Origin of the sequence: Streptomyces sp. NBC_00207 (genome assembly GCF_045160965.1) — a bacterium.
In the GTDB taxonomy this organism is placed as follows: Bacteria; Actinomycetota; Actinomycetes; order Streptomycetales; family Streptomycetaceae; genus Streptomyces.
The window spans coordinates 5,090,276-5,113,799 of sequence record NZ_CP130715.1 but is presented as its reverse complement, the minus strand read 5'-3'; the positions used below and the strand labels follow the sequence as shown (position 1 = coordinate 5,113,799).

The window sequence follows — 23,524 nt, the reverse complement described above, 5'->3', positions numbered from 1 at the left end:
GTCTTCTCCTCTCCCCGAGGGGTAAATCCGACGAATCTGACAGAGTCAACCTATGCAAAGTTGAGTCTATTCCACTCAAGGCAAGTGAGGACACCATCGGCCCGTACCCTTCGGCCCATGTCCCATGACGTACTCAACCCGACGCCCGAGTACCTCGCCTTCTGGCGGGAGCGGCACGTCTGCACGCTGACCACCCCGCGCCCCGACGGCACGCCCCACGTGGTGCCGGTGGGCGTGACGTACGACCCGGAGGCCGGGCTGGCACGGGTGATCAGCAACAAGCACAGCAAGAAGGTGCGCAACGTCCTCGCGGCGCAGGCGGCGCCGGCGGGCGGGGCCCGGGTCGCGGTCTGCCAGATGGAAGGGCGCCGCTGGGCCACCCTCGAAGGGCGCGCGGTGATCCGTACCGACGAGGCGTCGGTCGCCGACGCCGTGGCGCGCTACGCGCAGCGGTACGGCCGGACGCCGTCGCCCAATCCCGACCGCGTGGTCATCGAGATCACCCTGGACCGGGCGATGGGTCGCGCGTGAGCCGTTGATTCTTCATCTTGTCCGGTTCAGGCACTGGACGCGGGCATCACAACGGCGCCATCGTGGTCAGGTCCACGATGGCGCCGTTGTGTGGGGGTAGCGCCTGAGCGATCTGCAACGACGGGGGAATCGCTTCAGGCACTGCGGGGGGTGGCGGTGGTGATATCGGGTTCGAAGAGCTGGTGGTCGCGCTGATCGAGATTGACGAAGACCATTCCGTAGCGCACCTCGCAGCGGACGGGCTGCGGCGCGCCGCGCGGGCGGCGCAGGCACCGGTAGGCACGTACGTCCTCGTCCTCCTCGCGCACGACGACGATCGGTTGGCCGAACAGGGTGACCATCAACGAATCGCCAGCGTGGGGGATGGCCGTGGCGAGATCGATGAACTGCCACCCCGAGCGGTAGGCGGATGCCATCTCGCGGCGGAAACCGCGATCGTCGGGGGTCACGCGGACACCGTCACAGGAACCTCGGTCCAGCCGGTATCGCCACCCTCTCCGCCAAGCCGGCCGCTGGTCCAGCCGGTGTCGGCGTACTTACCCACGGGAGCCGTGGTCCAGCCGGTGTCGAACTCCGTGCTCGTCAGGCTGGTGCCCTGACCGCCCCTAGCGCTCCCCGCGTCACTTTCGACGGCGCTGACTGCCCCAAAAACCGCAACGGCGGAGAAACCTATGGCAAGCACCGAGCGAAGCATTCTCTTGAACATGGTCGGCTTCGTCCTCACTTGATGGAATCCTCTCCCCCGCGTGTCAGACGATGGCTCATTCAGGCACGTCAATGCCACAGGGACGATGCATCATGTTCTTGCATGTTCAGGACCCTGGGGGGTGGAGATTTGACGCGAAACGAGACAATGGCGACACATCCCCACCCCGTCACGTCCATGTGCACCGAGGGAACGCGGCTCTACGCGACTGCACTGAGCACCGGCCGGATAGCCCGGGGCGAGATCCAGAACGCCCCCTGCCTGCTTGAATTCGCTCTTCTGCAGCCCGACCCGGATGACGCGAACCAACTGCGCCCGGTTCCCCCGTCCGTCGCTTTGGCTCAACGGCTCCATCCGATTGAACGCGAGATCCAAGACCGCCGGCGCAGCGCTGTAGATCTCACCGACACTTTCGAGCCTTTCCTGGCCATCAGCGCGCAGAGCCCGGCCAACACCCACGCCATCACCGTGCTGGAGGGCTTCGAGCGGATCAACGCCGCCCTCAACCTCGCGACGGCCGAATGCCACACCGAGGTGCTGACGGTACAGCCGGGCGGGGCCCGGCCCTCCGAGGCCCTCACCCAGGCACTGGAGCGCGACCAGCCGCTGATCGACCGCGGGGTCAGCATACGGACCCTCTACCAGCACACCGCGCGGCACAGCCAGGGCACGCTCGCCTACGTGGACCGCATCTCCACCGGGAAGGTGGAGATCCGCACCCTCGAAGAGCTGATAGAGCGCCTCATCATCTTCGACCGCACGGTCGCCTTCATACCGGTGAGCGACGACCGCCGGGTCGCACTGGAACTGCGCCACCCCGGCCTCGTCGACTACCTCATCAAGGTGTTCGAGCAGCTGTGGCACCGCGCCGTGCCCCTCCAGGAGGAAGTGACCTACCGCAGGACCCCCGGCGGGATCTCCGGCGTGCAGCGGACCATCGCGCAGCTCCTCATCGAGGGCCACGTCGACGAGGCCATCGCCCGCCGCCTCGGCATGAACGTCCGCACCTGCCGGGCCCACATCGCCAAGCTCGCCACGACCCTCGGCAGCGGCAGCCGCGCCCAGCTCGGCTACCTCATCGCCCAGTCGGGCATCCTGGGCCGTCCCTCCGCCCCGGACGGGGACTGCGACGAGGACCTGGACCAGGACCCCCACGAGGACCGGGAAGGCCTCTAGAAAGCCGTCAGGCCCCGCCCTGGAGGGGCGGAGCCTGAACATGAGCAAGTGGGACCGTGGTCAGTCCATCGGCCGCTTGGGGCTGGGCCGCCAGACGACCAGGGCACTGCCCGGCTGCGGGGGCTGGTACTTGACCAGGTCGCGCCGGTACGAGGCGTGCACCTGGGCCTCGCGGGCCTGCAGCGTGGCGGCCGCGCCGTCCACCGCCGCGGAGAGCTCGGCCACGCGCTGCTGGAGCGCGGCGACCTGGTTCTCCAGTTCGATGATCCGCTTGATGCCCGCCAGGTTGATGCCCTCGTCCTGGGACAGCGCCTGCACCGTGCGGAGCAGTTCGATGTCGCGGGCCGAGTAGCGCCGGCCGCGGCCGGCCGTACGGTCCGGGGAGACCAGGCCGAGACGGTCGTACTGGCGCAGGGTCTGCGGATGCAGACCCGAGAGCTGGGCGGCCACCGAGATCACGTAGACCGGGGTCTCGTCGGTGAGTTGGTAGCCCCCGCCCAAGCGGGAGGACTGTCGTCGGCGGCCGTCCATGCTCATGCTCCCTTCGCGGACTCGAACAGCGCGGAGCGCGGGTCCTCGGACTCCGTCGCCTCGCGGTACATCTCCAGTGCCTCACGGGCCTTGTCCGACAGCTCGGTCGGGACCGTGACCTCCACCGTCACCAGCAGGTCGCCGCGGGTGCCGTCCTTGCGGACCGCCCCCTTGCCGCGGGCCCGCATGGTCCGTCCGTTGGGGGTGCCCGGCGGCAGCTTCAGCGTCACCGAGGGGCCGTTCAAGGTCGGGACCTTGACGTCGGCACCCAGCGCCGCCTCCGCGAACGTCACCGGCACGGTCACCGTCAGATTGTCGTCCTTACGGCCGAACACCGGGTGCGAGTCGACGTGCACGAGCACGTAGAGGTCACCGGCGGGACCGCCGCGCTCGCCCGGCGCGCCCTTGCCGCGCAGCCGGATCCGCTGGCCGTTGGAGACGCCCGCCGGGATCCGGACCTGCATGGTGCGCGAGGAACGGGCCCGGCCGCTGCCCTTGCAGACGTCGCAGGGGGTCTCCGCGATCAGGCCGCGGCCCTTGCAGTCCGCGCAGGGGTCGGTCAGCGAGAAGCCGCCGCCGCTGCCCCGCGAGACCTGGCCGGTGCCGACGCAGGTCGGGCACACGCGGGGCGTGCCGTTCTTGTCGCCGGTGCCCGAACAGGCCTTGCAGGGTGCCTGGGAGGACATCCGGAGCGGGACCGTGGCCCCGTCCACCGCCTCCGTGAAGGAGAGGGTGACCTCCGACTCGATGTCCTGGCCGCGGCGCGGCTGGGTACGGGTGCCCGCACCCGGGCCGGCGCCGCGGTTGAAGAGGCCGCCGAAGACGTCGCCCAGGCCGCCGCCGAAGCCGCCGGCCTGGCCGCCGCCCTGCTGGGTGCCGCCGAAGAGGTCGCCCAGGTCGAAGTTGAACGAGCCGCCGCCGCCCGGCCCGGGGCGGAAGCCACCGTTGCCGAACAGGGCGCGCGCCTCGTCGTACTCCTTGCGCTTCTTCGGGTCCCCGAGGATGTCGTTCGCCTCGGAGATCTCCTTGAAGCGCTCTTCGGCGGAGGCGTCGCCCTTGTTGGCGTCCGGGTGGAACTCGCGCGCGAGCTTCCGGTACGCCTTCTTGACCTCGGCCTCGGTGGCGTCCTTCGGGACACCGAGGACCTTGTAGTAGTCCTTCTCGACGAAGTCCTTCGTGCTCATCCCCGGTGTCCCTCCTCTCGTACCGCTACATGTGGTGCATCAGCCCTCGTCGGGGGCATCCGCGTCCAAGCCCTCCGGCGCTTCGCCCTCCGCGACCGCTGCGTCGGAACCGGAGGACTTGGGGGTCGCGCCCGGCTGGGGCTCGGCCACCGCGACCCGTGCGGGACGGATCGTACGCTCGCCGATCCGGTACCCCGGCTGCAGGATCGCCACGCAGGTGTCTTCGGTGACATCCGGCGCGTACGAGTGCATCAGGGCCTCGTGGATCGTCGGGTCGAAGGGCTCGCCCTCCTTGCCGAACTGCTGCAGCCCCATCTTGGCGGCCACCGTCTCCAGCGATTCGGCCACCGACTTGAAGCCGCCGACCAGCTCGCCATGCTCCCGCGCCCGGCCGATGTCGTCCAGGGTCGGGAGGAGCTCCGTCAGGAGGGACGCGACCGCGATCTCCTTGACGGTGATCCGGTCCCGCTCCACCCGGCGGCGGTAGTTCTGGTACTCCGCCTGCAGCCGCTGGAGGTCCGCGGTGCGCTCGGAGAGCGCCGTACGGGCCTGGTCCAGCTGCGCCAGCAGCGCTACATCCTGTGCTGCGTCCCCGGCCGGGGCCGCCGCCTCCTCCTTGGCGGAGTCGGCGGCCTTCGGCTCGTCGGGCGTGCCGTCGACGGGGACTTCGGGCTTCTCGTCAAAGCCCGGGGTCTCCTCCGACATCAGGCAGCGCCACCCTTCGGCTTCTCGTCGTCGACGATCTCGGCGTCGACGACGTCGTCGTCGGCCTTGGCCTGCTGGGCACCCTCGGCGCCCGCGGCGCCCTGAGCGGCCTGGGCGTCGGCGTAGATGGCCTGGCCGAGCTTCTGGCTGACCGCGGCGAGCTTCTCGGTCGCGGTGCGGATCTCGGCCGTGTCGTCGCCCTTGAGGGTCTCCTTCAGCTCGGAGACGGCGGCCTCGACCTCGGTCTTGACGTCGGCCGGGACCTTGTCCTCGTTGTCCTTGACGAACTTCTCCGTCTGGTAGACGAGCTGCTCGCCCTGGTTGCGGGACTCGGCCGCCTCCTTGCGGCGGAGGTCCTCGTCCGCGTACTGCTCCGCCTCCTGGCGCATGCGGTCGACCTCGTCCTTGCCGAGCGAAGAGCCGCCGGTGACGGTCATCTTCTGCTCCTTGCCCGTGCCGAGGTCCTTCGCGGTCACGTGCATGATGCCGTTCGCGTCGATGTCGAAGGAGACCTCGATCTGCGGGACGCCGCGCGGGGCCGGGGGCAGGCCGGTCAGCTCGAACATGCCGAGCTTCTTGTTGTACGCCGCGATCTCGCGCTCGCCCTGGTAGACCTGGATCTGCACGGACGGCTGGTTGTCCTCGGCCGTCGTGAAGATCTCGGACCGCTTGGTCGGGATCGTGGTGTTGCGCTCGATGAGCTTGGTCATGATGCCGCCCTTGGTCTCGATACCGAGGGACAGCGGGGTCACGTCGAGGAGCAGGACGTCCTTGACCTCACCCTTGAGCACACCGGCCTGGAGGGTGGCGCCGATGGCGACGACCTCGTCCGGGTTGACGCCCTTGTTGGCGTCCTGACCGCCGGTGAGCTCCTTGACGAGCTCGGCGACGGCCGGCATGCGGGTGGAGCCGCCGACCAGGACCACGTGGTCGATCTCGGACAGCGCGATGCCGGCGTCCTTGATGACGTTGTGGAACGGGGTCTTGCAGCGGTCGAGCAGGTCCGCGGTCAGCTGCTGGAACTGGGCGCGCGTGAGCTTCTCGTCCAGGTGCAGCGGGCCCTCGGCGGAAGCCGTGATGTAGGGCAGGTTGATCGTGGTCTCCGTGGAGGAGGACAGCTCGATCTTCGCCTTCTCGGCGGCCTCGCGCAGACGCTGGAGCGCCATCTTGTCCTTGGACAGGTCGACGCCGTGGCCGTTGGCGAACTGCTTCACGAGGTAGTCGACGACGCGCTGGTCCCAGTCGTCGCCACCGAGGTGGTTGTCACCGTTGGTGGCCTTGACCTCGACGACGCCGTCGCCGATCTCCAGGAGCGACACGTCGAAGGTGCCGCCACCGAGGTCGAAGACGAGAATGGTCTGGTCGTCCTTGTCGAGACCGTAGGCCAGGGCGGCGGCGGTCGGCTCGTTGACGATGCGCAGGACGTTCAGGCCCGCGATCTCACCGGCCTCCTTCGTCGCCTGACGCTCGGAGTCGTTGAAGTAGGCCGGGACGGTGATGACCGCGTCCGTGACCTTCTCGCCCAGGTACGCCTCGGCGTCGCGCTTCAGCTTCTGCAGGATGAAGGCGCTCATCTGCTGCGGGTTGAAGTCCTTGCCATCCAGGTTGATCTTCCAGTCAGTGCCCATGTGGCGCTTGACGGAGCGGATGGTCCGGTCCACGTTCGTGACCGCCTGGCGCTTGGCCACCTCGCCGACGAGGACCTCACCGTTCTTGGCGAAGGCGACGACGGACGGCGTGGTCCTGGCGCCCTCGGCGTTGGTGATGACGGTGGGCTCGCCGCCTTCCAGAACGCTGACGACGGAGTTAGTGGTGCCCAGGTCGATGCCGACCGCACGTGCCATTTCAATTCCTCCAGCTGACTTGAGTGGAACAGACTCAACCATGCCGTATCGCCGCGCTTGCGTCAACAGAGCTGAGTCGAGTCGACTCAACCTTTAGGTCACACTTACGCGCAACCACATCCAGCCCCTCCGGCGTTTGAGGAGCGGGGTTCGGGGCGGAGCCCTGACGGTGAGCCGGGGCCGAACGGGTCACCACGGCCGCGCGCCACCGCAAGACCGCCGTAGGCATGCGGCAGCGTGCTGGCATGCCCCTGCTCCTGCCCCTCCCCGCCCTGCCAGGGCTCCGGCCGGCCCGGCCACCGGCCAAGCGGGTGGTGGACCTGCTCGGGGCGGTGATCCTGCTCGCGGCGCTCGGCCTGCCGCTCGCCGCCGTCACCGCACTGCTGTACGCGACCCAGGGCGGCCGCCCCTTCGTACGGGAGCCCGCCGCCGGCCTGGCCGGGAGGCCGTTCCGCACGTGGCGGCTCCGCACCGCCGGCACGGGCCGGCTGGGCGCGGCCCTGGACCGCTGCGCCCTCGACGGGCTCCCCCAGCTGCTCAACGTGCTCCGCGGTGAGATGTCGCTGGTCGGGCCGCGCCCGGAAGCCCGTACGGACCGCCCCGACCGGCTCCTCGTACGGCCCGGAATGACCGGATTGTGGCAGGTGAGCGCGCGCTCCGACCTACCCTGGGAAGAGATGGCCCTGCTCGACCGGCATTATGTGGAGAACCACTGGCTCGGGATGGACCTGGCGATCCTGGCTCAGACCCCGCGGGCGGCCTACCGGCAAAGGCTCGCCTGAGCGACACAGATCACCGCACGCTCGGCTACATTGCGGCGTCGGGAATGGGTAACCTCAAGCCTTGACTTCATAAGTTACCGCTTAGTAAGTGCCGCCCGAGGAGCCCTCCCATGCAACTCGCCGCGATCATCGTGTCGCTGGTCCTGACCGTGGTCGGCGTCGCGCTGCTCGCCCGAGCCGTGGCGCAGATCTACCGTTTCGTGAAGCTCGGCCAGGCCGTGCCGGCCGGCAGCCGCACGGACGACCCGAAGGCCCGAACCCTCACCCTCGTGCGGGAGTTCCTCGGCCACAGCCGGATGAACCGCTGGGGCATCGTCGGCTTCGCGCACTGGTTCGTCGCGATCGGCTTCCTGACGCTGCCGCCCACCCTCGCGCAGGCGTACGGCCAGCTGTTCCAGGCCGACTGGACGCTGCCGATCATCGGCGGCTTCCTGCCGTTCGAGCTCTACATCGAGTTCATCGGCCTGATGACGGTGCTCGGCATCCTCGTCCTGATCGCGATCCGACTGCTCAGCCTGCCCTCGCGGGCCGGCCGCAAGTCGCGCTTCACCGGCTCGAAGGCCTGGCAGGCGTACTTCGTCGAGTACATCATCCTGACCATCGGCCTCGCGATCCTGTGCCTGCGCGGCCTCGAGGGCGCGATCCACCACGTGGACTCGTACGAGCCGGCGTACTTCATCTCGTACCCGCTGGTCCTGGCCTTCGACGGGCTTTCGGCGAGCGCGCTGCAGAACGCCATCTACTTCACCGCGATGATCAAGATCGGCACCTCGCTGATCTGGATGATCGTCGTCTCGCTCAACACCAACATGGGTGTCGCCTGGCACCGCTTCCTCGGCTTCCCGAACATCTGGTTCAAGCGGAACGCGGACGGCGCGACCGCGCTCGGCGCGCTCCAGCCGATGACCAGCGGTGGCAAGGTCATCGACTTCGAGGACCCGGGCGAGGACGACGTCTTCGGCGTCTCCCAGGTCGAGCAGTTCTCCTGGAAGGGCATCCTCGACTTCTCCACGTGTACGGAGTGCGGTCGCTGCCAGTCGCAGTGCCCGGCCTGGAACACGGGCAAGCCGCTGTCCCCGAAGCTCCTCATCATGTCGCTGCGCGACCACGCGCACGCCAAGGCCCCGTACCTGCTCGCAGGCGGCGGCAAGGACATGGAGGGCAACGAGAAGGCCACGGCGGAGCAGCTGAAGGACGTCCCGGCCGCGGCCATCGCGGAGGCCGAGCGCCCGCTGATCGGCACCGTCGAGGAGAACGGCGTCATCGACCCGGACGTGCTGTGGTCCTGCACGACCTGCGGTGCGTGCGTGGAGCAGTGCCCGGTCGACATCGAGCACATCGACCACATCGTCGACATGCGCCGCTACCAGGTGATGATCGAGAGCGCGTTCCCGTCGGAGGCGGGCACGATGCTCAAGAACCTGGAGAAGAAGGGCAACCCCTGGGGCCTGGCGAAGAAGCAGCGCGTCGAGTGGACCAAGGAGGTGGACTTCGAGGTCCCGATCATCGGCAAGGACGCGGAGGACCTCTCCGAGTTCGACTACCTCTACTGGGTCGGCTGCGCCGGCGCGCTGGAGGACCGGGCCAAGAAGACCACGAAGGCCTTCGCCGAGCTGCTGAACATCGCGGGCGTCAAGTTCGCGATCATGGGCGGCGACGAGAAGTGCACCGGTGACTCGCCGCGCCGCCTGGGCAACGAGCCGCTGTTCCAGCAGCTGGGCCAGGAGAACGTGGCCATGCTGAACATGGCCTTCGGCGAGGACGACGAGGACCCGTCGACGAAGAAGCCGAAGTCGGCGAAGCGGATCGTCTCGACCTGCCCGCACTGCTTCAACACCATCGCGAACGAGTACCCGCAGCTGGGCGGCGAGTACGAGGTCATCCACCACACGCAGCTGCTGCAGCACCTGATCGACGAGGGCCGGCTGACGCCGGTCACGCCGGTGGACGGTCTGATCACGTACCACGACCCGTGCTACCTGGGCCGGCACAACAAGGTCTACACGCCGCCGCGCGAGATCATGTCGGCCGTGCCGGGGCTGCGCCAGCAGGAGATGCACCGCCACAAGGAGCGGGGCTTCTGCTGTGGCGCCGGTGGCGCGCGGATGTGGATGGAGGAGCGGATCGGCAAGCGCATCAACAACGAGCGTGTCGACGAGGCCCTGTCCCTGAACCCCGACATCGTCTCCACCGCCTGCCCGTTCTGCCTGGTCATGCTGACCGACTCGGTCAACGGCAAGAAGAACGACGGCAAGGCGAAGGAGTCCGTGCAGGTCGTCGACGTGGCGCAGCTGCTGCTGGAGTCGGTCAAGACGCCCGGCCCCACGGAGGCGGAGCTCGCCGCTGCGGAGGCGGAAGCCGAGGCGGCTGCCGCGGCGGAGGCCGAGGCTGCTGCTGCCGCGAAGGCCGAGGCGGAGGCGAAGGCCAAGGCGGAGGCGGAAGCCGCTGCGAAGGCCGAGGCCGAGGCGAAGGCCAAGGCGGAGGCTGCTGCGAAGGCGGAGGCGGAAGCTGCAGCGAAGGCCGAGGCCGAGGCGAAGGCCAAGGCGGAGGCTGACGCGGAGGTCAAGCCGGAGGGTGCGGCGGACGCCGAGGCCGAGCCGGAGGCCGAGGCCAAGGCGGAGCCCGTTGCGGAGGCCGAGGCGGAGGCATCCTCAGAGGCCAAGCCCGAGGACGCCAAGTAGCGTCGGCCCGCTCCGGCGGAACGAAACGCGGAACGGAACGGCCGGCCCCCACTCCGGGGGCCGGCCGTTCCGGCGTTTCGGGGAAGCGGAGCGGCGGGGCTCAGCCCTCGCCCCCCGCACGGCGGCGGCGCAGCAGCGCGAAGCCGAGCCCGGCCGCGCCCGCCGAGGCCATGCTGCCGCCCGCGGCGACCAGTACCGGCGCCCCGTCCTCCGGCGGGGCGACCCCCTCCGCACCGGCCCTCACGCCGCCCTTCGGGACGACCTTGACGTCCGGCTTCACGTCCTTCTGCGCGTCCTTCTTCACCGGGTCGACCGTGTACTTCTCGATCAGCCGGCCGCTGAAGTCGTACACCCAGCTGTTCCCGCCGCCCTTGCCGTCGATGACGACGAACTTCACGCGCTTGCCGTCCTGGACGAGCTTGTACGTCCAGCCGTCGTGCTGCGTGCCGGGACGCTTCAGGTCGATCGTGCCCAGGGCACGGCCGTTCGGCGTGGAGATCTCGACGCGCTTGCCCTTCGGGCCGTCGACCAGCTTCGCGATCCGCCCGTCGGGCATGGTGACGCGCACCGAGCTCTCCTTCACGACCTCCGGCTTCACGTCCTTCTCGACGTCCGGCTTCGGCTTCGGCGCGCCCTCGACCCACGAGGTCACGGTGCCGTTCGGCTGGAGCACGACGTGCAGGCCGTTGTTCTGCCCGTACGCCGACGCCGCGCCCTTGCTGACCAGCGTGTCCAGCTTGGTCGGGCCGGCGAAGATGTCCGCCTCGAAGTGGTTGTCGCCGATCTTGTAGACCTTGGCGACGGAGCCGTCCGCCAGCTTCACGGTGGTGACGTACGCCCGAACGCCCGGCTTCGGCTTGACGGGCGGTTCCACCGACGGATCGACCGACGGCTGCTCGATGCCCGGCAGTACCTCCGGCTCCGGGACGGCCGGCGAATCCGCGAAGGCGGACCCGACCGGGAGGGCCAGGACGGCGGCCGCGCCCGTGACGACCGCGGCGGTACGGAGGGTGGTTCGGCGGGTGCTGCGCATGGTGGGGGCTCTTCCTCGTGCTCGTTCGTTCGTACGTACTCATTCGTGCTGCGGGGTGGCGACGAACACGAAGCTACGGGCCCGATATGTGCGCATTCCGTCGGCAACGTAACGAAGAGCCGCAGACTGTGGCGCAGCCACGTAAAACAGACACTCGGCAGGGTCCTCGGGGTACCCCTAGGGGATGTCACAGGTCAGCCGCAAAGGGTGCCTTATCCGGGCGACCGTCCACCGGAGTCCGCGGGACCAGGTACGTTCGATCACGTGGCTGGATTCAGGATCGGACGCGGCCGGGACAACAACCGCACTCCGCAACAACCCCCGCAGCAGCAGCAGTCGTACGGCCGGCAGCAACCGCCGCCCTACGGCCAGCAGCCCTACCCTCCTGCCGGAGGCCCACCTCCGCAGCAGCAGTGGCCGCAGCCGGGCGGCGGGGGCCACGGCGAGCCGGAGTACTTCGACCCGTACGGACAGCAGCCGCCGCACCCGCAGCAGCAGCCCCCGTACGGCCACGGAGGCCCCGGTGGCGGCGGTCACGGTGGTGGCGGCGGGTACACGAACGACAACCCGGGTCACACCCAGGTCTTCGCGGTCGGCGAGGACCCGTACGGCCAGGGCGCGACCTACCAGGCGGGCGCGGCCGCGGCCGCGCCGGCCGGGCCGCGGCTGCCTTGGAAGGAGCTCCTGCGCGGCATCGTGACGCGGCCGGGCCAGACCTTCCTGCAGATGCGCGACTACTCCGTCTGGGGCCCCGCGCTGACCGTGACCTTCCTCTACGGCCTCCTCGCGGTCTTCGGCCTCGACGACGCCCGCGAGGACGCGATCAACGCGACCCTGTCGAAGGCCGTCCCGATCGTCCTGTCGGCCGGCGTGGCCTTCGTCATCTGCGGCCTGATCCTCGGCGCGGTCACCCACACGCTGGCCCGCCAGCTGGGCGGCGACGGCACGTGGCAGCCGACGGTGGGCCTGTCCATGCTGATCATGTCCATCACGGACGCGCCGCGCCTGCTGTTCGCGGTGTTCCTCGGCGGCGACAACATGGTCGTGCAGGTCCTCGGCTGGGCCACCTGGGTGGCGGCCGGAGCGCTCTTCACCTCGCTGATCAGCAAGTCGCACGACCTGCCGTGGCCGAAGGCCCTGGGCGCCTCCGCGATCCAGCTGATCGCACTCCTGTCGATCATCAAGCTGGGCACCATCTAGCCGTAGCCCCCGCACACGAAAAGGGCCCGCCGCGCAGTCTCTGCGCGGCGGGTCCTTCGGGTTGTGCGGGGGGCTAGGCGTCGAGGACCTGGCCCTCGCGCTTCACGACGGGCGGTTCGACCGACCAGGGGAAATTGATCCACTCGTCGGTCTTCTTCCACACGTACTCGCACTTCACGAGCGAGTGGGACTTCTCGTAGATGACGGCGGAGCGCACCTCGGCGACGTGGCCCAGGCAGAAGTCGTGGACGAGCTTCAGCGTCTTGCCCGTGTCGGCCACGTCATCGGCGATGAGGACCTTCTTGGCGGTGAAGTCGATCGCCTCGGGCACGGGTGCCAGCATGACCGGCATCTCCAGCGTGGTCCCCACACCGGTGTAGAACTCGACGTTCACCAGGTGGATGTTCTTGCAGTCGAGCGCGTAGGCCAGCCCACCGGCGACGAACACGCCGCCACGGGCGATGCTCAGGATGATGTCGGGCTCGTACCCGTCGTCGGCGATGGTCTGCGCGAGCTGCCGCACGGCCCGCCCGAAGCCCTCGTAGTCGAGGTTCTCGCGTACTGCGTCACTCATGCCTCGTGCCTCACCTGGGTGCGGTGGAAGTTCTGGAAGGAGCGCGAGGCGGTCGGACCGCGCTGCCCCTGGTACCTGGACCCGTACCGCTCGCTGCCGTACGGGAACTCCGCGGGCGAGCTGAGCCGGAACATGCACAGCTGTCCGATCTTCATGCCCGGCCAGAGCTTGATCGGCAGCGTGGCGAGGTTCGACAGCTCCAGGGTCACGTGGCCCGAGAACCCCGGGTCGATGAACCCGGCGGTCGAATGCGTCACCAGGCCGAGGCGGCCCAGACTGGACTTCCCCTCCAGTCTGGAGGCGATGTCGTCGGGCAGCGAGATGACCTCGTAGGTGGAGGCGAGCACGAACTCACCGGGGTGCAGGATGAAGGCCTCGTCACCCTCCGGCTCGACCATCCGGGTCAGGTCCGCCTGCTCGATCGCCGGATCGATGTGGGCGTACCGGTGATTCTCGAACACCCGGAAGAACCGGTCGAGACGTACATCGATGCTGGAGGGCTGCACCATCGACTCCTCGAACGGGTCGATGCGAACCCGTCCGCTGTCGATCTCGGCCCGGATGTCTTTGTCAGAGAGAAGCACGTCCCGAGGATACGCAGAGCGCGCGGGCCACCCCCAATCGAGAGCGGCGCCCGCGCGCCCGTCCGCTACCGCTTGACCGCCCCGACGGGCACGGCGTGCCGCAACCGCGCGCACCGCGGACACCGCAGCAGCCGCCCGGGCCCGATCCGGCCGGCACCGAGGTGCTGCAGCGGGAAGGAGGCGGTACTGAAAACGTGCCCTTCGGCACAACGGACGACGGTGTGCTCCATCGAGTCCCTTTCCCCAACGAGCCGTACTGCGACGAATCGCCACATTAGGGGATGATCGGCACCCACTCCAGCCGCCGCTCCGCACCCACACCGTACGCCCCAACTCCCGCACGCACACGCCTCGGTGCACACCACACACGACGACGACCCCGCGGCAAATTCACCGGGGGTCGATCATGAGGTAGAGTGGGCGACGATGGAGCTCCAGGCAACTGGCCCACCGCGCGGATGTAGTTTAATGGTAGAACATGAGCTTCCCAAGCTTATAGCGCGGGTTCGATTCCCGTCATCCGCTCTTGAACGAAGGCCCAGGTCAGCGACCTGGGCCTTCTTCGTTGTCTAGACCTCTCACCCCTCACCGTGCCCTCCGCGTGCCCCAACTCGCAGGAACTCCCTGGCCGGAGGGCTGTTCGCGCACCACTTGCACCACACGAGCCCCCGCCGGTCTCGCGTCGTGAGACACGTCCTCGATGACCTGCGTCACACCGCTGTCTCCGTCGCGTGAATTCGCTTTCCAAAAGGGGCGGTTGGTCGGAGGGGTTGGCTCAGACCCTCGACGGGTCTGCCTAGTCCTCTCTCCCCGCCAGCACGCGATCTGCGGGCAGGAAGGAATGCGCCACCTCACCATCCCCCGATGCCGGTCGGCGGGATGGTACGGGCCTACCCATGGAGCACCTGCGAGCTGCCGATCCTTAGGGAGGGCTCTGCGGACCCACCCCGCAGGCTCACGTCCCCTGGACTGCACGTCGCAGCTGGCGGACGCCCTTGCTCGCGAAACGCTGCACTCGGGGGGAATCAATATCTATCCCCGCGGTCAGAGAGTTTAATGGACCCCGCAGGGAGAGTTTTTCCGCACCGCACACGATGGAGATATTTAACGCACACGAACCGCTGCAGCGTGCTACTGTCGGTCTCGGTTGCAGTTTTGGTACCCAAAAACTTCAAGTGCTCCAGTCGCCTCCGCGCCACATTCGAGTGCTTCATATTTCCGGTCATTTTCCGGCGGGGCATCATCGCGGCGACACGGTGTCCGTATGGTGCGGATGCTGGTGTACTGCCCCAAAGGAGATATGACATGGCATCTGGCACCGTGAAGTGGTTCAACGCAGCCAAGGGCTTCGGCTTCATCGAGCAGGACGGTGGCGGCGACGACGTCTTCGCCCACTTCTCGAACATCGCCGCCCAGGGCTTCCGCGAGCTGCTGGAAGGCCAGAAGGTCACCTTCGACATCGCGCAGGGCCAGAAGGGCCCGACGGCCGAGAACATCGTTCCCGCCTGACGCTGACGCGCATTTCGTAGCTGGGGCCCGCATCCCTCGGGGTGCGGGCCCCAGCTGCACGCATTTCCCGCAGTGGTGTCACCTGCGGGATGAAGTATTTCAGGGTTACAGCCTGCTCGGCACTTCACCCCACTCGATTTCTTGATTTCGCGTCCCCGTGACGCCACCTCATCTCAGCGCATGCGCCCGTACAGAATCTCTGTTGGCCAAAGTCGCTTTCGCATTCCATTCGGCCCGTTCTTGTGATTCCCTGCGCTGCGTTTCGCAGCGGGAATTCCTTGATACGCGCCGCATCAAGGAAAGGTTCTGAATGAACCGCACACGTACGAACGACCGTTCCTCTCGCACCCGCAGCCGCACCGGCAGTCCCGCTTTCGGCGCTGCCGCCGGTTCGGAGCGGGGCAGCCGCTTCAGCTCGTCGGCCCCGAGCCGTTCCGGAGGTCCGCGCCGCTCGGGCGGCTACGGCCGCCGACCCGCAGCGGTACAGGGCGAGTTCGCTCCGCCGAAGACCATCACTCCCGCGCTGCCCGCCGTCGAGGCCTTCGCCGACCTCGACATGCCGGCGGAGCTGCTTGCTGCCCTAGGCGCGCAGGGCCTGAGCGTGCCGTTCCCGATCCAGGGAGCCACCCTGCCCAACACCCTCGCAGGCCGCGACGTCCTCGGCCGCGGACGGACCGGCTCCGGTAAGACCCTCGCCTTCGGCCTCGCCCTGCTGGCCCGCACCGCCGGGCAGCGCGCCGAGCCCCGCCAGCCCCTCGCCCTGATCCTCGTCCCCACCCGCGAGCTGGCACAGCAGGTGACCGACGCCCTCACCCCGTACGCCCGCGCCGTGAAGCTGCGCCTGACCACGGTCGTCGGCGGCATGTCGATCGGCAAGCAGGCCGGAGCGCTGCGCGGAGGCGCCGAGGTCGTCGTGGCTACGCCCGGCCGGTTGAAGGACCTCATTGACCGTGGCGAATGCCGGCTTAACCAGGTCGCGATCACCGTCCTGGACGAGGCCGACCAGATGGCCGACATGGGCTTCATGCCGCAGGTCACCGCCCTCCTGGACCAGGTGCGTCCCGAGGGGCAGCGGATGCTTTTCTCCGCCACCCTCGACCGCAACGTCGACCTGCTGGTGCGCCGCTACCTGACCGACCCCGTCGTGCACTCGGTGGACCCCTCGGCCGGTGCGGTGACGACGATGGAGCACCACGTGTTGCACGTCCACGGCGCCGACAAGCACCGGACGACGACGGAGATCGCGGCGCGCGAGGGCCGGGTGATGATGTTCCTGGACACCAAGCACGCCGTCGACCGGCTGACCCAGGACCTGCTGAACAGCGGTGTCCGGGCCGCCGCCCTGCACGGCGGGAAGTCGCAGCCCCAGCGCACCCGCACCCTCGCCCAGTTCAAGACCGGACACGTGACCGTACTGGTCGCGACGAACGTGGCGGCGCGCGGCATCCACGTCGACCACCTCGACCTCGTCGTCAACGTCGACCCGCCCACCGACCACAAGGACTACCTCCACCGCGGCGGCCGCACCGCCCGCGCCGGCGAGTCCGGCAGCGTCGTCACCCTCGTCACTCCCAACCAGCGCCGCGACATGACCCGCCTCATGCAGGCCGCCGGCATCACACCGCAGACCACCCAGGTCCGCTCCGGCGAAGAGGCACTGAACCGGATCACCGGCGCCCAAGCCCCCTCCGGCATCCCCGTCGTCATCACCGCACCCGTCGTCGAACGCGCCAAGCGCAGCACGGCCTCCCGCGGCAGGCGACGGCCCGCTTCGACGGTCCGGCGCGTGAGCGTGCGGCAGTCCGCCTTCGATGCGGCGGCCTGAGAACCACGTGATCAGGAAACTGACCCATCTCTGCAGGAGGCACGTTTTGACGCTGGTCCAGATGCAGCACCGCTCGACGAACGCCAACCCTGTGCACCGGACGGTGGACGACGCGATGGAGGCGGCCGGTCCACAGGTATGTGACGACATGACGGTCGCGGTGGCCCTGGCCGTCATGGCCGGCGCCCGCGCGGATCATCTGCTCGTCTGCGACGAGGACGGCCTGTGCACCGGGCTGGTCACGCAGGCCCAGCTCACCGCTGTCCACGACAGCGCGGCGTACACCGACCGGGTCCGTCTCCGCGACCTGCTGGGGGACCGCGGGCCGGTCGCCTCACCCGCAACCACGATGGCCGAAGCCGAACACGCGATGCGCTACCGCCGGCTCGATGCCCTGCCGGTCGTCGATGAGCAGGGCAGTGCTCTGGGCGTCCTCGCCCTTGCCCGCTGAACCGCCTCACCGCGGCACGGCCGTCCCCCCTTCTTCTTCCTGTGAGGCAACATGCGCTGTGTCATCGCCCGTTTCCCGTTCGACCTGACCAAGAGCGGTGTCCTGGAGTCGATGAAGGGCGTCAAGCCCGAGTAGGTCGTCGGCGAGTCCGTGATCATCGGGCGCCGTACCTACCCCGTCAAGCAGGTCGGCCAGGTCATCACCCGCCAGGACCGGCGTGACTTCAGCGCCGGTGAAGTCCTCCGGGCCATGACCCAGCTCGGGTTCACCTGCCGCGGCCTCCCCCTGGCTACCGTGCCCACGCGCATCCTCAGCCCGCTCCAGCAGGCTTCAGCGATGCTCGGCATCCCGGTGACCGTCTGACGGACAGGACCGGCACGAGCCGACACCCGAACACAGCGAGGAGGGCCCGACCGGCATACGCCGGTCGGGCCCTCCCGCGTACCCAGGGGTGTCCTACGCGATGTCGGGTCAGTGGTCGGAGTAGCTGAAGTCGCCCATGGTCCATGCGCTGACATCCGCGATCGAGACGCGATACATCCCACCCGTCTCCGGGATCCCGACCGTGCCCTGAAGGATGCGGGCTACGTGGAAGTGCAGGTGAGTGGGCGGTCCCTCGTGAGGTGTCGTGGCGGTGAAGATGGCGGCGAACTCGCCCAAGCGGGTGGAGTCAGTCAGGACCTCCGACACGCGCTGCCTCCACACAGCTTCCGGTGCCAGCCGACCGGTGATGACAGCGCCACCGGTGACCACGGTCAGGGACATCTGATTGCTCTGCCCGGACTCCACCAGGGTGGCAACGTCAACGAGCAGCTCGTCAGGGTTCGACATGAGAGCCGATTTTATGCACCAGTCGTCCCGTCCTCTCGACCGGTAGCGCTACCGGCCGAGAAGTGCACTCACCGCCGTCCCGCCGGAGGCCCGACGGGTGACGACACCGGTTGCTCGGGCGATGCCGTGACCATGGGCCAGCCGAATCCACCGGTATGGCCACACAGGACACGGGCCCGAGCCCCTGACCTGCTGTGCAGGCTGCTCTGCGCATCCACTCCGACCGCGATGTCTAGCTCTCCTCGGCGGGCACGAAAATCTATTACGGCCGGAGTAGACATTGGGTGGTGGCGTGGCTATGGTTTCTCTCGTAGCCCAGAGAGACAGCAGGGCCTGGCAGAGACGAACTGCCAGGCAGCAGTACGTAGTTGCAGTGCGCAGGACGGTGCGGTGGTGGAGTTCCGAAGCCAGGGTTGTTGCAGGACGGCGACGGGACTGACGACCGGACCGGGTGACCCGCAGTGATCAGGGGCCGCCGTGAGCAGTACCCAGCAGTGAAGTAGTGAGCAGCACCTCGGTGAAGGCGTCGGCTGCGGATGCGCGCACCGGGAAGTTCGGCAGTGGGGTTCTAAGCCAGAGCAGTCGCAGGATGGGCAACGGGGCTGGCTGCCGAAAAGTGGCGCTGCAGCAGGCCACCAGCAGTACGCAGTACCGCAGTAACCCGCAGTTGCAGTCTCTCCCGTTTGGTAAGCAGTTGATCGCCGAGGGAAGAACGGAGGAGTTGAGGCGCCATCAGGATCGCCCGGGCGGAAGTCTTGAGTCCGGGTACCGCAGGACATCGATAGTGAGGTGGTCTCCGGTCGAGCAACCGCGATCCCCGCACAGCCTGTCCCCGTTCGGACGGGTCGGCGGAGACAGTAGGCCGGCGCAGAACTAGGGCCGGCAGATGGTGTAGCAGTTCCTTCGGGGCCCTGGTGCTGAACGCACCGGGGCCCCTCCTTTCGTTCCGCCCCCTCTTGCTCTCCAGGCCTGTCTGATCACCCGCTCCGCTCGCCTGCGTCCTCCGCCACTACTTCCGCTACCCAGCTGCGCAGCGCCGCCCACGTCCGGGAGCTCGTCGGCCACGGCACTGTCGTGGAAGCGGCCCGGCTAGTCACGAACCAGGGCGATTACCCTCCGCGTTCCGCATGGAGTGGGAGGCCTCGCCGTGAAGGTTGATGCGGAGAAGGAGCCGGCTTCATCGCCCAGGACGGCAGCTGCCAGGACTAGGAGAGCACTTGCCAGACGCGATCAGGTGCGGATACGGCTGTTGGGGCCGTCGTGCTCGTCGGCGGTGTCGTCGTTGAACCAGTAGTCGTCGGCGGCCAGGTAGCGGAAGGAATGGTTGCTGCCGGTGGGCAGCTCAACGGTGACCGCGCGGTTGCCGTCCTTGCGGAGGGTAAGAGGGTGCACGCCGGGGCACCAGTCGTTGAAGTCGCCGACCACGCTCACCTCGGCCGCAGGCATGTCGGCGGGCAGAACGAAGGTGACCTTGGCGCGGTTCTTGCGCACGGCGCGTTCCAGCACGAGAGACTCCTGACGGACAGGGGGAGGGACAATACGGGCCCATGGTCAGGGCAGAGCAGGAGCTGCGCACGCCGACGCCGCCGTACTGCCCACCAGGTCACCCACCCGCTGCACCCAGCAGGACGCGCAACCGGGCACATGTGACAGTGCACGTGGGGTACGACGACGGGTTGCCCCACGCAAGCAGGACCCGGCCGGGGCCCCGTAGCCACACCGGCCGGGTCCTGCGCCATGCGGAGCAGACGTCCCGCGAGCACGCCACACTTCGGACCGCCTGGCGCCGAAGCAGTGTCACCCCCACTCCAGCCCACCCCAGCGACGGCGGCCCGAGGGTTCGGTCCTGGTCGGCGGGTCGTGGTCCACGGGGAAGAGGGGCAGGGTGCCGGTCATCTCCAGGAGGCGCAGGAGCTGGTGGTTGGGGACTGCCAGCCGAACGACGGTTCCGGTCTCCTGTGCTGCGCGCCGGGCGGCGAGGAGTGCGTTGAGCACGGCGGAGTCGCAGAAGGAGACGCGGCTGCAGTCGACCGTCACGGGCTTGGCCGGTGAGGCGTGGGTGAGGGCTTCGGCGAGGGCGAACCGCAGGGCGGGGGCCGTCTCGATGTCCATCTCGCCCGAGGGCCTGATGGCAACGGCGTGCTCCAGGACTTCCACGGCGATGGCGTTGCCGCCGGCCTCCGGGGAAGGGCGTTCGGCCATGGTGGGTCACTCCTTAGGTTCGTGGCGTGGCCCCCGAAGCCCGTGGTCCGGTCGGCGGTTCGGGGGAGGGGCGGGTCAGGTGCTGCGCTGGTCGTGGGTTTCCTGGCGAAGCCGGTCGGTGTGCCGGGTCAGGGCGTCGATGCGTTCGGCGAGCTCGGTGTCCTCGGGTCGCAGGTGGGCACGGGTCTCGATCAGAGGGCGGACGAGGCGGGCGGCGTCGTCGTCGGCGAGGGCCAGGTTCAGGTCGCCGACGGCGCCCTCGGCACCGCTGGGGAGACCGGTCAGAGCAGTGACCTGGCCGGCAAGACGGCGCAGGTCGGCCGCGTGGTCGCGAGCCCAGGCGGTCACCGTGCGGTCGGCGGCGCGCGTGTCGCGCGTGGCCTGGACGCGCTGCTCGCCGGTACTCCCGGCCGCTCCCGGGCGCAGCCGCAGGTAGCGCCGTTCTGCGGCCTGGCGGCTGGCGACCCCGAGCGGGCCCGCGAGGTCGGCCCAGCTCGCACCCCGCCCGCGGGCGGTCTCGATCAGCCCGCTCTCCCAGTCGGCGAGCTGCTCGCGGACCTCGCGCAGCAGCAACAGTGCGGCCAGGGCCGGGTGTCGACCCGGGTCCGGCACGCACCCCGTCGGGGCCGTCGCTGGTGCTGCGGAGGATTGCTGCGCGTCCCGCAGGGCCTGGTCAATGGTCTCCAGTGCCGCCGCGGCGGCGAGGAAGGGGATCTGGGTGGGCGGTGGGGTGGCCTCGCGTTCGGCTTCGTTCATGGGACTCTCCGTTGGCTTGTCATCCTCCAGATGACTGCTTGCTTGTCATCGTTTCGATGACATGTTACAACGGGAGCACGTTGAAGCGCATTGGCAGTTCCTGCCTGAACCAACTGGAGGTGTTTCGCGATGTTGATGCGCACCGACCCGTTCCGCGAGATGGACCGGATCGTCCAGCAGCTGTCGGGTGCGTCGGGCACGTGGTCGAAGCCGTCGGTGATGCCGATGGACGCCTACCGTCAGGGCGACGTGTACGTGATCGCCTTCGACCTCCCCGGCGTGAGCACCGAGGCGATCGACATCGACGTCGAGCGGAACATGCTGACGGTGAAGGCCGAGCGTCGTCCCACGGGGAAGTCCGACGGCGTGCAGATGGAGCTCTCCGAGCGGCCCCTGGGCGTCTTCTCCCGCCAGGTCATGCTCGCCGACACCCTCGACACCGAGCACATCGAAGCGGACTACGACGCGGGTGTCCTAACCCTGCGCATCCCGATCGCCGAGCGAGCCAAGCCCCGCAAGATCAGCATCGGCGGCGAGTCCGGCCGCAAGCAGATCTCCGGCTGATCGGCCCCACAGCGGCGGAGGACGGGGAACCGATCCCCCTCCGGCATCCCGTCCTCCGCGCCCCTCGCCCCTTCACCCCTCCCCGGAGGTGACGTGATGTCGATACGCAGGGAGGCGTTCCTGGCCCACGTCCAGGAACGCGGCGAGTACACGACCCTGCCGGAAGCCGAACGGGCGGCGCGCGTCGTCCTGGCCCTACTGGGCGCGCACCTGGTCGGCACCGTGCGGGCCGAGCTCGCCGCCCGGCTCCCCGAGACGTACGCCCTGATCCTTCTGAATCCCCTGCAGGCCGCCGAACCGCTCTCACCCGAACGCTTCGTCCGCGCGACCGCGGCCTGGATCGAAGGCGCCACCGAGAAGACAGCCCTGTGGGACATCGGCGCGGTCCTCTCCACCGTGGCCGCAGCGGCGGGTGACGTCCTCATGCGCGAGGTCCTGATCCAGCTCCCGCCCGGCTACGACCTCCTCTTCGGCCACCCCCAGCCCATCTGACGGCGCCGACGGCCGGAACTCGAACCTTCGAAGAGAAAGGCAACCGCAGCACCATGTACGACCAGCCTCGACCGGACCGGCCCACCCCCGCCATGACGTTCGACCAGATGCTGGAACGCGTCCGCTACGAGGGCGCCTACCCCACCCGCGAACGCGCGGAAGAAGCCGTCCGCACCGTGCTTGCCGCGCTCGGCCGGCAGGTCACCGGTGACGAGCGCGTCGACCTCGCCCAGTGCCTGCCCGTCGAAGCCGCCCTCACCCTGACCGCCCAGATCCCCGACACCGAACACCTCACCGGCTGGGGCTTCGTCAAGGACCTGGCCGCACGAACCGGCGTGAGCCCGGCCGTCGCCCGCTGGGACACCGGCGCCGTACTCGCCACCGTCACCGCGCTCGCCGGACCCGACCTCCTTGCCCGCGTCCTCCATCGACTCCCCGACGACTACGCACTCCTCTTCGGTCAGGCGCAACTGCGCCGGCCTCAGCACGCCGCCGCCTGACCGGGGCCGATTGCGCGCGGACATGCAACGGGGCCGGGACCGCTCCAGCGGTCCCGGCCCCGTGCGCGCGAGGGGTCAGTGCTTGAAGGTGTCCTTGATCTTTTCCTTGGCCTCGCGGGCATCGCCCTTGGCCTGCTCCGCGCGGCCCTCGGCGGTCAGCCGCTCATTGCCCGTCAGGCGGCCAGCGGTCTCCTTGAGCTTGCCCTTGGCCTGCTCGCCCTTCGCCTCGGCCTTCTGCTCACCAGACACAGCTGATCACTCCCTGTTCGATGGAAAGGTCTTACAGAACCCCGTATGACCGGCGGGATCCCTCCTAAACAGACGGGCCGCTGGCAATGGGGTGACGCTCGGGGCGAAGCGTTCGGCCATGGTCCAGCCGGCCTGGATGCCGCAGCGGTCCGCGCGGCGCCTCATGAAGGTGACCGCGCCAGCGAGCCGGAGCGCGGTGTGACGAGCCGGGATCGTGTCAGGCCGGCTCGGTCAGGACGTGGCCGGCGTCGGGGAGCTCGTGGACGTGGGCGGCCGCGCCTTCCAGCGGCAGGAGAGGGCGCAGAGGACAGTCGGCCGGGGTGTGATCGTGGTCGACTTCCCAGGTGGGCAAGGGTGCGGCGGGGGCGCAGTTGGTGGAGACGGCGTAGAGGTTGCCGAAGCAGCCCCGGCACACCAGTGCAGCGTGGTTCACGTGAGTGCCTCCGGTTGAACCGACCCGGCTGCGCCGTCCACGGGGCGGGGCTCCCCCGCCGGGCGGAGCTGGCGCATGGTGCTTTCCGTCTCGCGCCTGAGGTGTTCGGAAGAGGCCAGACGCTGCCACAGCAGGTCGGGGAGGCCGGGGACGGTGGCGCCGCGGGCAGCCCACTCCTCGG

The 23,524-nt window shown here is 68.9% G+C and carries 26 protein-coding genes, 1 tRNA gene and 1 pseudogene; 13 read left to right on the top strand and 15 right to left on the bottom strand.

From position 1 onward, the window contains the following. Window positions 1-117: 117 nt before the first annotated feature. Entirely contained in the window at window positions 118-531 is a 414-nt protein-coding gene (locus tag OG472_RS24215; RefSeq protein ID WP_401611118.1) for a pyridoxamine 5'-phosphate oxidase family protein, read from the top strand. Between the two features lie 134 nt (window positions 532-665). On the opposite strand, the gene OG472_RS24210 is transcribed toward OG472_RS24215, so the two are convergent. Beyond that, window positions 666-947, bottom strand: a complete 282-nt coding sequence (locus OG472_RS24210; RefSeq protein ID WP_051858941.1) for a (2Fe-2S)-binding protein — start codon at window positions 945-947, stop codon at window positions 666-668. A 29-nt stretch (window positions 948-976) separates the two neighbouring features. After that, window positions 977-1,237 carry a hypothetical protein gene (locus OG472_RS24205; protein ID WP_383567096.1) on the bottom strand — a complete coding sequence of 87 codons (261 nt, stop codon included), beginning with the start codon at window positions 1,235-1,237 and terminating at the stop codon, window positions 977-979. Between the two features lie 102 nt (window positions 1,238-1,339). On the opposite strand from OG472_RS24205, the gene OG472_RS24200 reads away from it, so the two are divergent. Next, complete coding sequence (locus tag OG472_RS24200; protein ID WP_401611121.1) at window positions 1,340-2,413, top strand: helix-turn-helix transcriptional regulator; 1,074 nt, start codon at window positions 1,340-1,342, stop codon at window positions 2,411-2,413. Window positions 2,414-2,473: 60 nt separating this feature from the next. Here OG472_RS24200 and OG472_RS24195 read toward each other — a convergent pair whose 3' ends face one another. The 4 genes from OG472_RS24195 to dnaK are packed head-to-tail and all read right to left on the bottom strand — an operon-like array spanning window position 2,474 to window position 6,677. Then, window positions 2,474-2,944 (bottom strand): heat shock protein transcriptional repressor HspR, encoded by a 471-nt coding sequence (locus OG472_RS24195; protein WP_319725175.1) that lies wholly within the window; start codon window positions 2,942-2,944, stop codon window positions 2,474-2,476. 2 nt (window positions 2,945-2,946) lie between these two features. After that, complete coding sequence (dnaJ, locus tag OG472_RS24190) at window positions 2,947-4,128, bottom strand: molecular chaperone DnaJ (RefSeq protein ID WP_405831218.1); 1,182 nt, start codon at window positions 4,126-4,128, stop codon at window positions 2,947-2,949. A gap of 39 nt (window positions 4,129-4,167) precedes the next feature. Next, on the bottom strand, window positions 4,168-4,833 hold the full coding sequence (gene grpE, locus OG472_RS24185) for a nucleotide exchange factor GrpE (protein ID WP_383567106.1): 666 nt from the start codon (window positions 4,831-4,833) through the stop codon (window positions 4,168-4,170). Continuing rightward, a complete protein-coding gene (dnaK, locus tag OG472_RS24180) occupies window positions 4,833-6,677 on the bottom strand; it encodes a molecular chaperone DnaK (protein WP_383567109.1) in 1,845 nt (614 codons plus the stop codon). Before dnaK ends, grpE begins: the two co-directional genes overlap by 1 nt. Window positions 6,678-6,922: 245 nt before the next feature. On the opposite strand from dnaK, the gene OG472_RS24175 reads away from it, so the two are divergent. Together OG472_RS24175 and OG472_RS24170 are read left to right on the top strand one after the other, a co-directional pair. Then, window positions 6,923-7,459 (top strand): sugar transferase, encoded by a 537-nt coding sequence (locus OG472_RS24175; RefSeq protein WP_401611125.1) that lies wholly within the window; start codon window positions 6,923-6,925, stop codon window positions 7,457-7,459. Window positions 7,460-7,569: 110 nt separating this feature from the next. Further along, window positions 7,570-10,140 carry a (Fe-S)-binding protein gene (locus OG472_RS24170; protein WP_401611127.1) on the top strand — a complete coding sequence of 857 codons (2,571 nt, stop codon included), beginning with the start codon at window positions 7,570-7,572 and terminating at the stop codon, window positions 10,138-10,140. A 100-nt stretch (window positions 10,141-10,240) separates the two neighbouring features. Here OG472_RS24170 and OG472_RS24165 read toward each other — a convergent pair whose 3' ends face one another. Further along, window positions 10,241-11,173, bottom strand: coding sequence for a hypothetical protein (locus OG472_RS24165; protein ID WP_401611128.1), 933 nt, complete (start codon window positions 11,171-11,173; stop codon window positions 10,241-10,243). A gap of 264 nt (window positions 11,174-11,437) precedes the next feature. Between OG472_RS24165 and OG472_RS24160 the strand changes: the two genes are divergently transcribed. Next, window positions 11,438-12,373: a Yip1 family protein gene (locus OG472_RS24160; RefSeq protein ID WP_401611129.1), complete on the top strand. Its 936-nt coding sequence runs from the start codon at window positions 11,438-11,440 to the stop codon at window positions 12,371-12,373. 73 nt (window positions 12,374-12,446) lie between these two features. Here OG472_RS24160 and OG472_RS24155 read toward each other — a convergent pair whose 3' ends face one another. Together OG472_RS24155 and dcd are read right to left on the bottom strand one after the other, a co-directional pair. Beyond that, window positions 12,447-12,947: a phosphoribosyltransferase gene (locus OG472_RS24155; protein ID WP_401611130.1), complete on the bottom strand. Its 501-nt coding sequence runs from the start codon at window positions 12,945-12,947 to the stop codon at window positions 12,447-12,449. Further along, window positions 12,944-13,531: a dCTP deaminase gene (gene dcd, locus OG472_RS24150; protein ID WP_030009868.1), complete on the bottom strand. Its 588-nt coding sequence runs from the start codon at window positions 13,529-13,531 to the stop codon at window positions 12,944-12,946. Before dcd ends, OG472_RS24155 begins: the two co-directional genes overlap by 4 nt. A gap of 454 nt (window positions 13,532-13,985) precedes the next feature. On the opposite strand from dcd, the gene OG472_RS24145 reads away from it, so the two are divergent. The 5 genes and pseudogenes from OG472_RS24145 (at window position 13,986) to OG472_RS24125 (ending at window position 17,679) form a co-directional block, all read left to right on the top strand. Then, a tRNA-Gly gene (locus OG472_RS24145) sits at window positions 13,986-14,056 on the top strand. 780 nt (window positions 14,057-14,836) lie between these two features. Beyond that, window positions 14,837-15,040: a cold-shock protein gene (locus OG472_RS24140; protein WP_030647895.1), complete on the top strand. Its 204-nt coding sequence runs from the start codon at window positions 14,837-14,839 to the stop codon at window positions 15,038-15,040. Between the two features lie 310 nt (window positions 15,041-15,350). Further along, the gene (locus tag OG472_RS24135; protein WP_401611132.1) at window positions 15,351-16,865 is read left to right on the top strand and encodes a DEAD/DEAH box helicase; all 1,515 of its coding nucleotides are present in this window, start codon (window positions 15,351-15,353) and stop codon (window positions 16,863-16,865) included. 46 nt (window positions 16,866-16,911) lie between these two features. Next, window positions 16,912-17,316 (top strand): CBS domain-containing protein, encoded by a 405-nt coding sequence (locus tag OG472_RS24130; protein ID WP_405831210.1) that lies wholly within the window; start codon window positions 16,912-16,914, stop codon window positions 17,314-17,316. A gap of 51 nt (window positions 17,317-17,367) precedes the next feature. Continuing rightward, window positions 17,368-17,679 (top strand): annotated as a pseudogene (locus OG472_RS24125) (SCO5918 family protein). A 108-nt stretch (window positions 17,680-17,787) separates the two neighbouring features. Here OG472_RS24125 and OG472_RS24120 read toward each other — a convergent pair. The 4 genes from OG472_RS24120 to OG472_RS24105 all read right to left on the bottom strand — a co-directional run bounded on the left by OG472_RS24120 (window position 17,788) and on the right by OG472_RS24105 (window position 21,105). Next, complete coding sequence (locus tag OG472_RS24120; protein ID WP_385130257.1) at window positions 17,788-18,147, bottom strand: hypothetical protein; 360 nt, start codon at window positions 18,145-18,147, stop codon at window positions 17,788-17,790. A gap of 1,230 nt (window positions 18,148-19,377) precedes the next feature. Continuing rightward, window positions 19,378-19,653 carry an isoamylase early set domain-containing protein gene (locus tag OG472_RS24115; protein WP_385130254.1) on the bottom strand — a complete coding sequence of 92 codons (276 nt, stop codon included), beginning with the start codon at window positions 19,651-19,653 and terminating at the stop codon, window positions 19,378-19,380. 291 nt (window positions 19,654-19,944) lie between these two features. Beyond that, the gene (locus OG472_RS24110) at window positions 19,945-20,349 is read right to left on the bottom strand and encodes an STAS domain-containing protein (protein ID WP_405831208.1); all 405 of its coding nucleotides are present in this window, start codon (window positions 20,347-20,349) and stop codon (window positions 19,945-19,947) included. A 75-nt stretch (window positions 20,350-20,424) separates the two neighbouring features. After that, on the bottom strand, window positions 20,425-21,105 hold the full coding sequence (locus OG472_RS24105) for an HSP18 transcriptional regulator (RefSeq protein WP_385130249.1): 681 nt from the start codon (window positions 21,103-21,105) through the stop codon (window positions 20,425-20,427). Between the two features lie 129 nt (window positions 21,106-21,234). Between OG472_RS24105 and OG472_RS24100 the strand changes: the two genes are divergently transcribed. The 3 genes from OG472_RS24100 to OG472_RS24090 all read left to right on the top strand — a co-directional run bounded on the left by OG472_RS24100 (window position 21,235) and on the right by OG472_RS24090 (window position 22,661). Next, window positions 21,235-21,669, top strand: a complete 435-nt coding sequence (locus OG472_RS24100) for an Hsp20/alpha crystallin family protein (RefSeq protein WP_385130247.1) — start codon at window positions 21,235-21,237, stop codon at window positions 21,667-21,669. A 96-nt stretch (window positions 21,670-21,765) separates the two neighbouring features. Further along, on the top strand, window positions 21,766-22,161 hold the full coding sequence (locus tag OG472_RS24095; RefSeq protein ID WP_266594581.1) for a DUF2267 domain-containing protein: 396 nt from the start codon (window positions 21,766-21,768) through the stop codon (window positions 22,159-22,161). A gap of 53 nt (window positions 22,162-22,214) precedes the next feature. Next, window positions 22,215-22,661, top strand: a complete 447-nt coding sequence (locus OG472_RS24090; RefSeq protein ID WP_385130244.1) for a DUF2267 domain-containing protein — start codon at window positions 22,215-22,217, stop codon at window positions 22,659-22,661. A gap of 75 nt (window positions 22,662-22,736) precedes the next feature. Here OG472_RS24090 and OG472_RS24085 read toward each other — a convergent pair whose 3' ends face one another. Beyond that, window positions 22,737-22,910 (bottom strand): CsbD family protein, encoded by a 174-nt coding sequence (locus tag OG472_RS24085; protein WP_109779112.1) that lies wholly within the window; start codon window positions 22,908-22,910, stop codon window positions 22,737-22,739. A 217-nt stretch (window positions 22,911-23,127) separates the two neighbouring features. Continuing rightward, a complete protein-coding gene (locus OG472_RS24080; RefSeq protein ID WP_327384162.1) occupies window positions 23,128-23,343 on the bottom strand; it encodes a hypothetical protein in 216 nt (71 codons plus the stop codon). Between the last annotated feature and the right edge of the window lie 181 nt (window positions 23,344-23,524).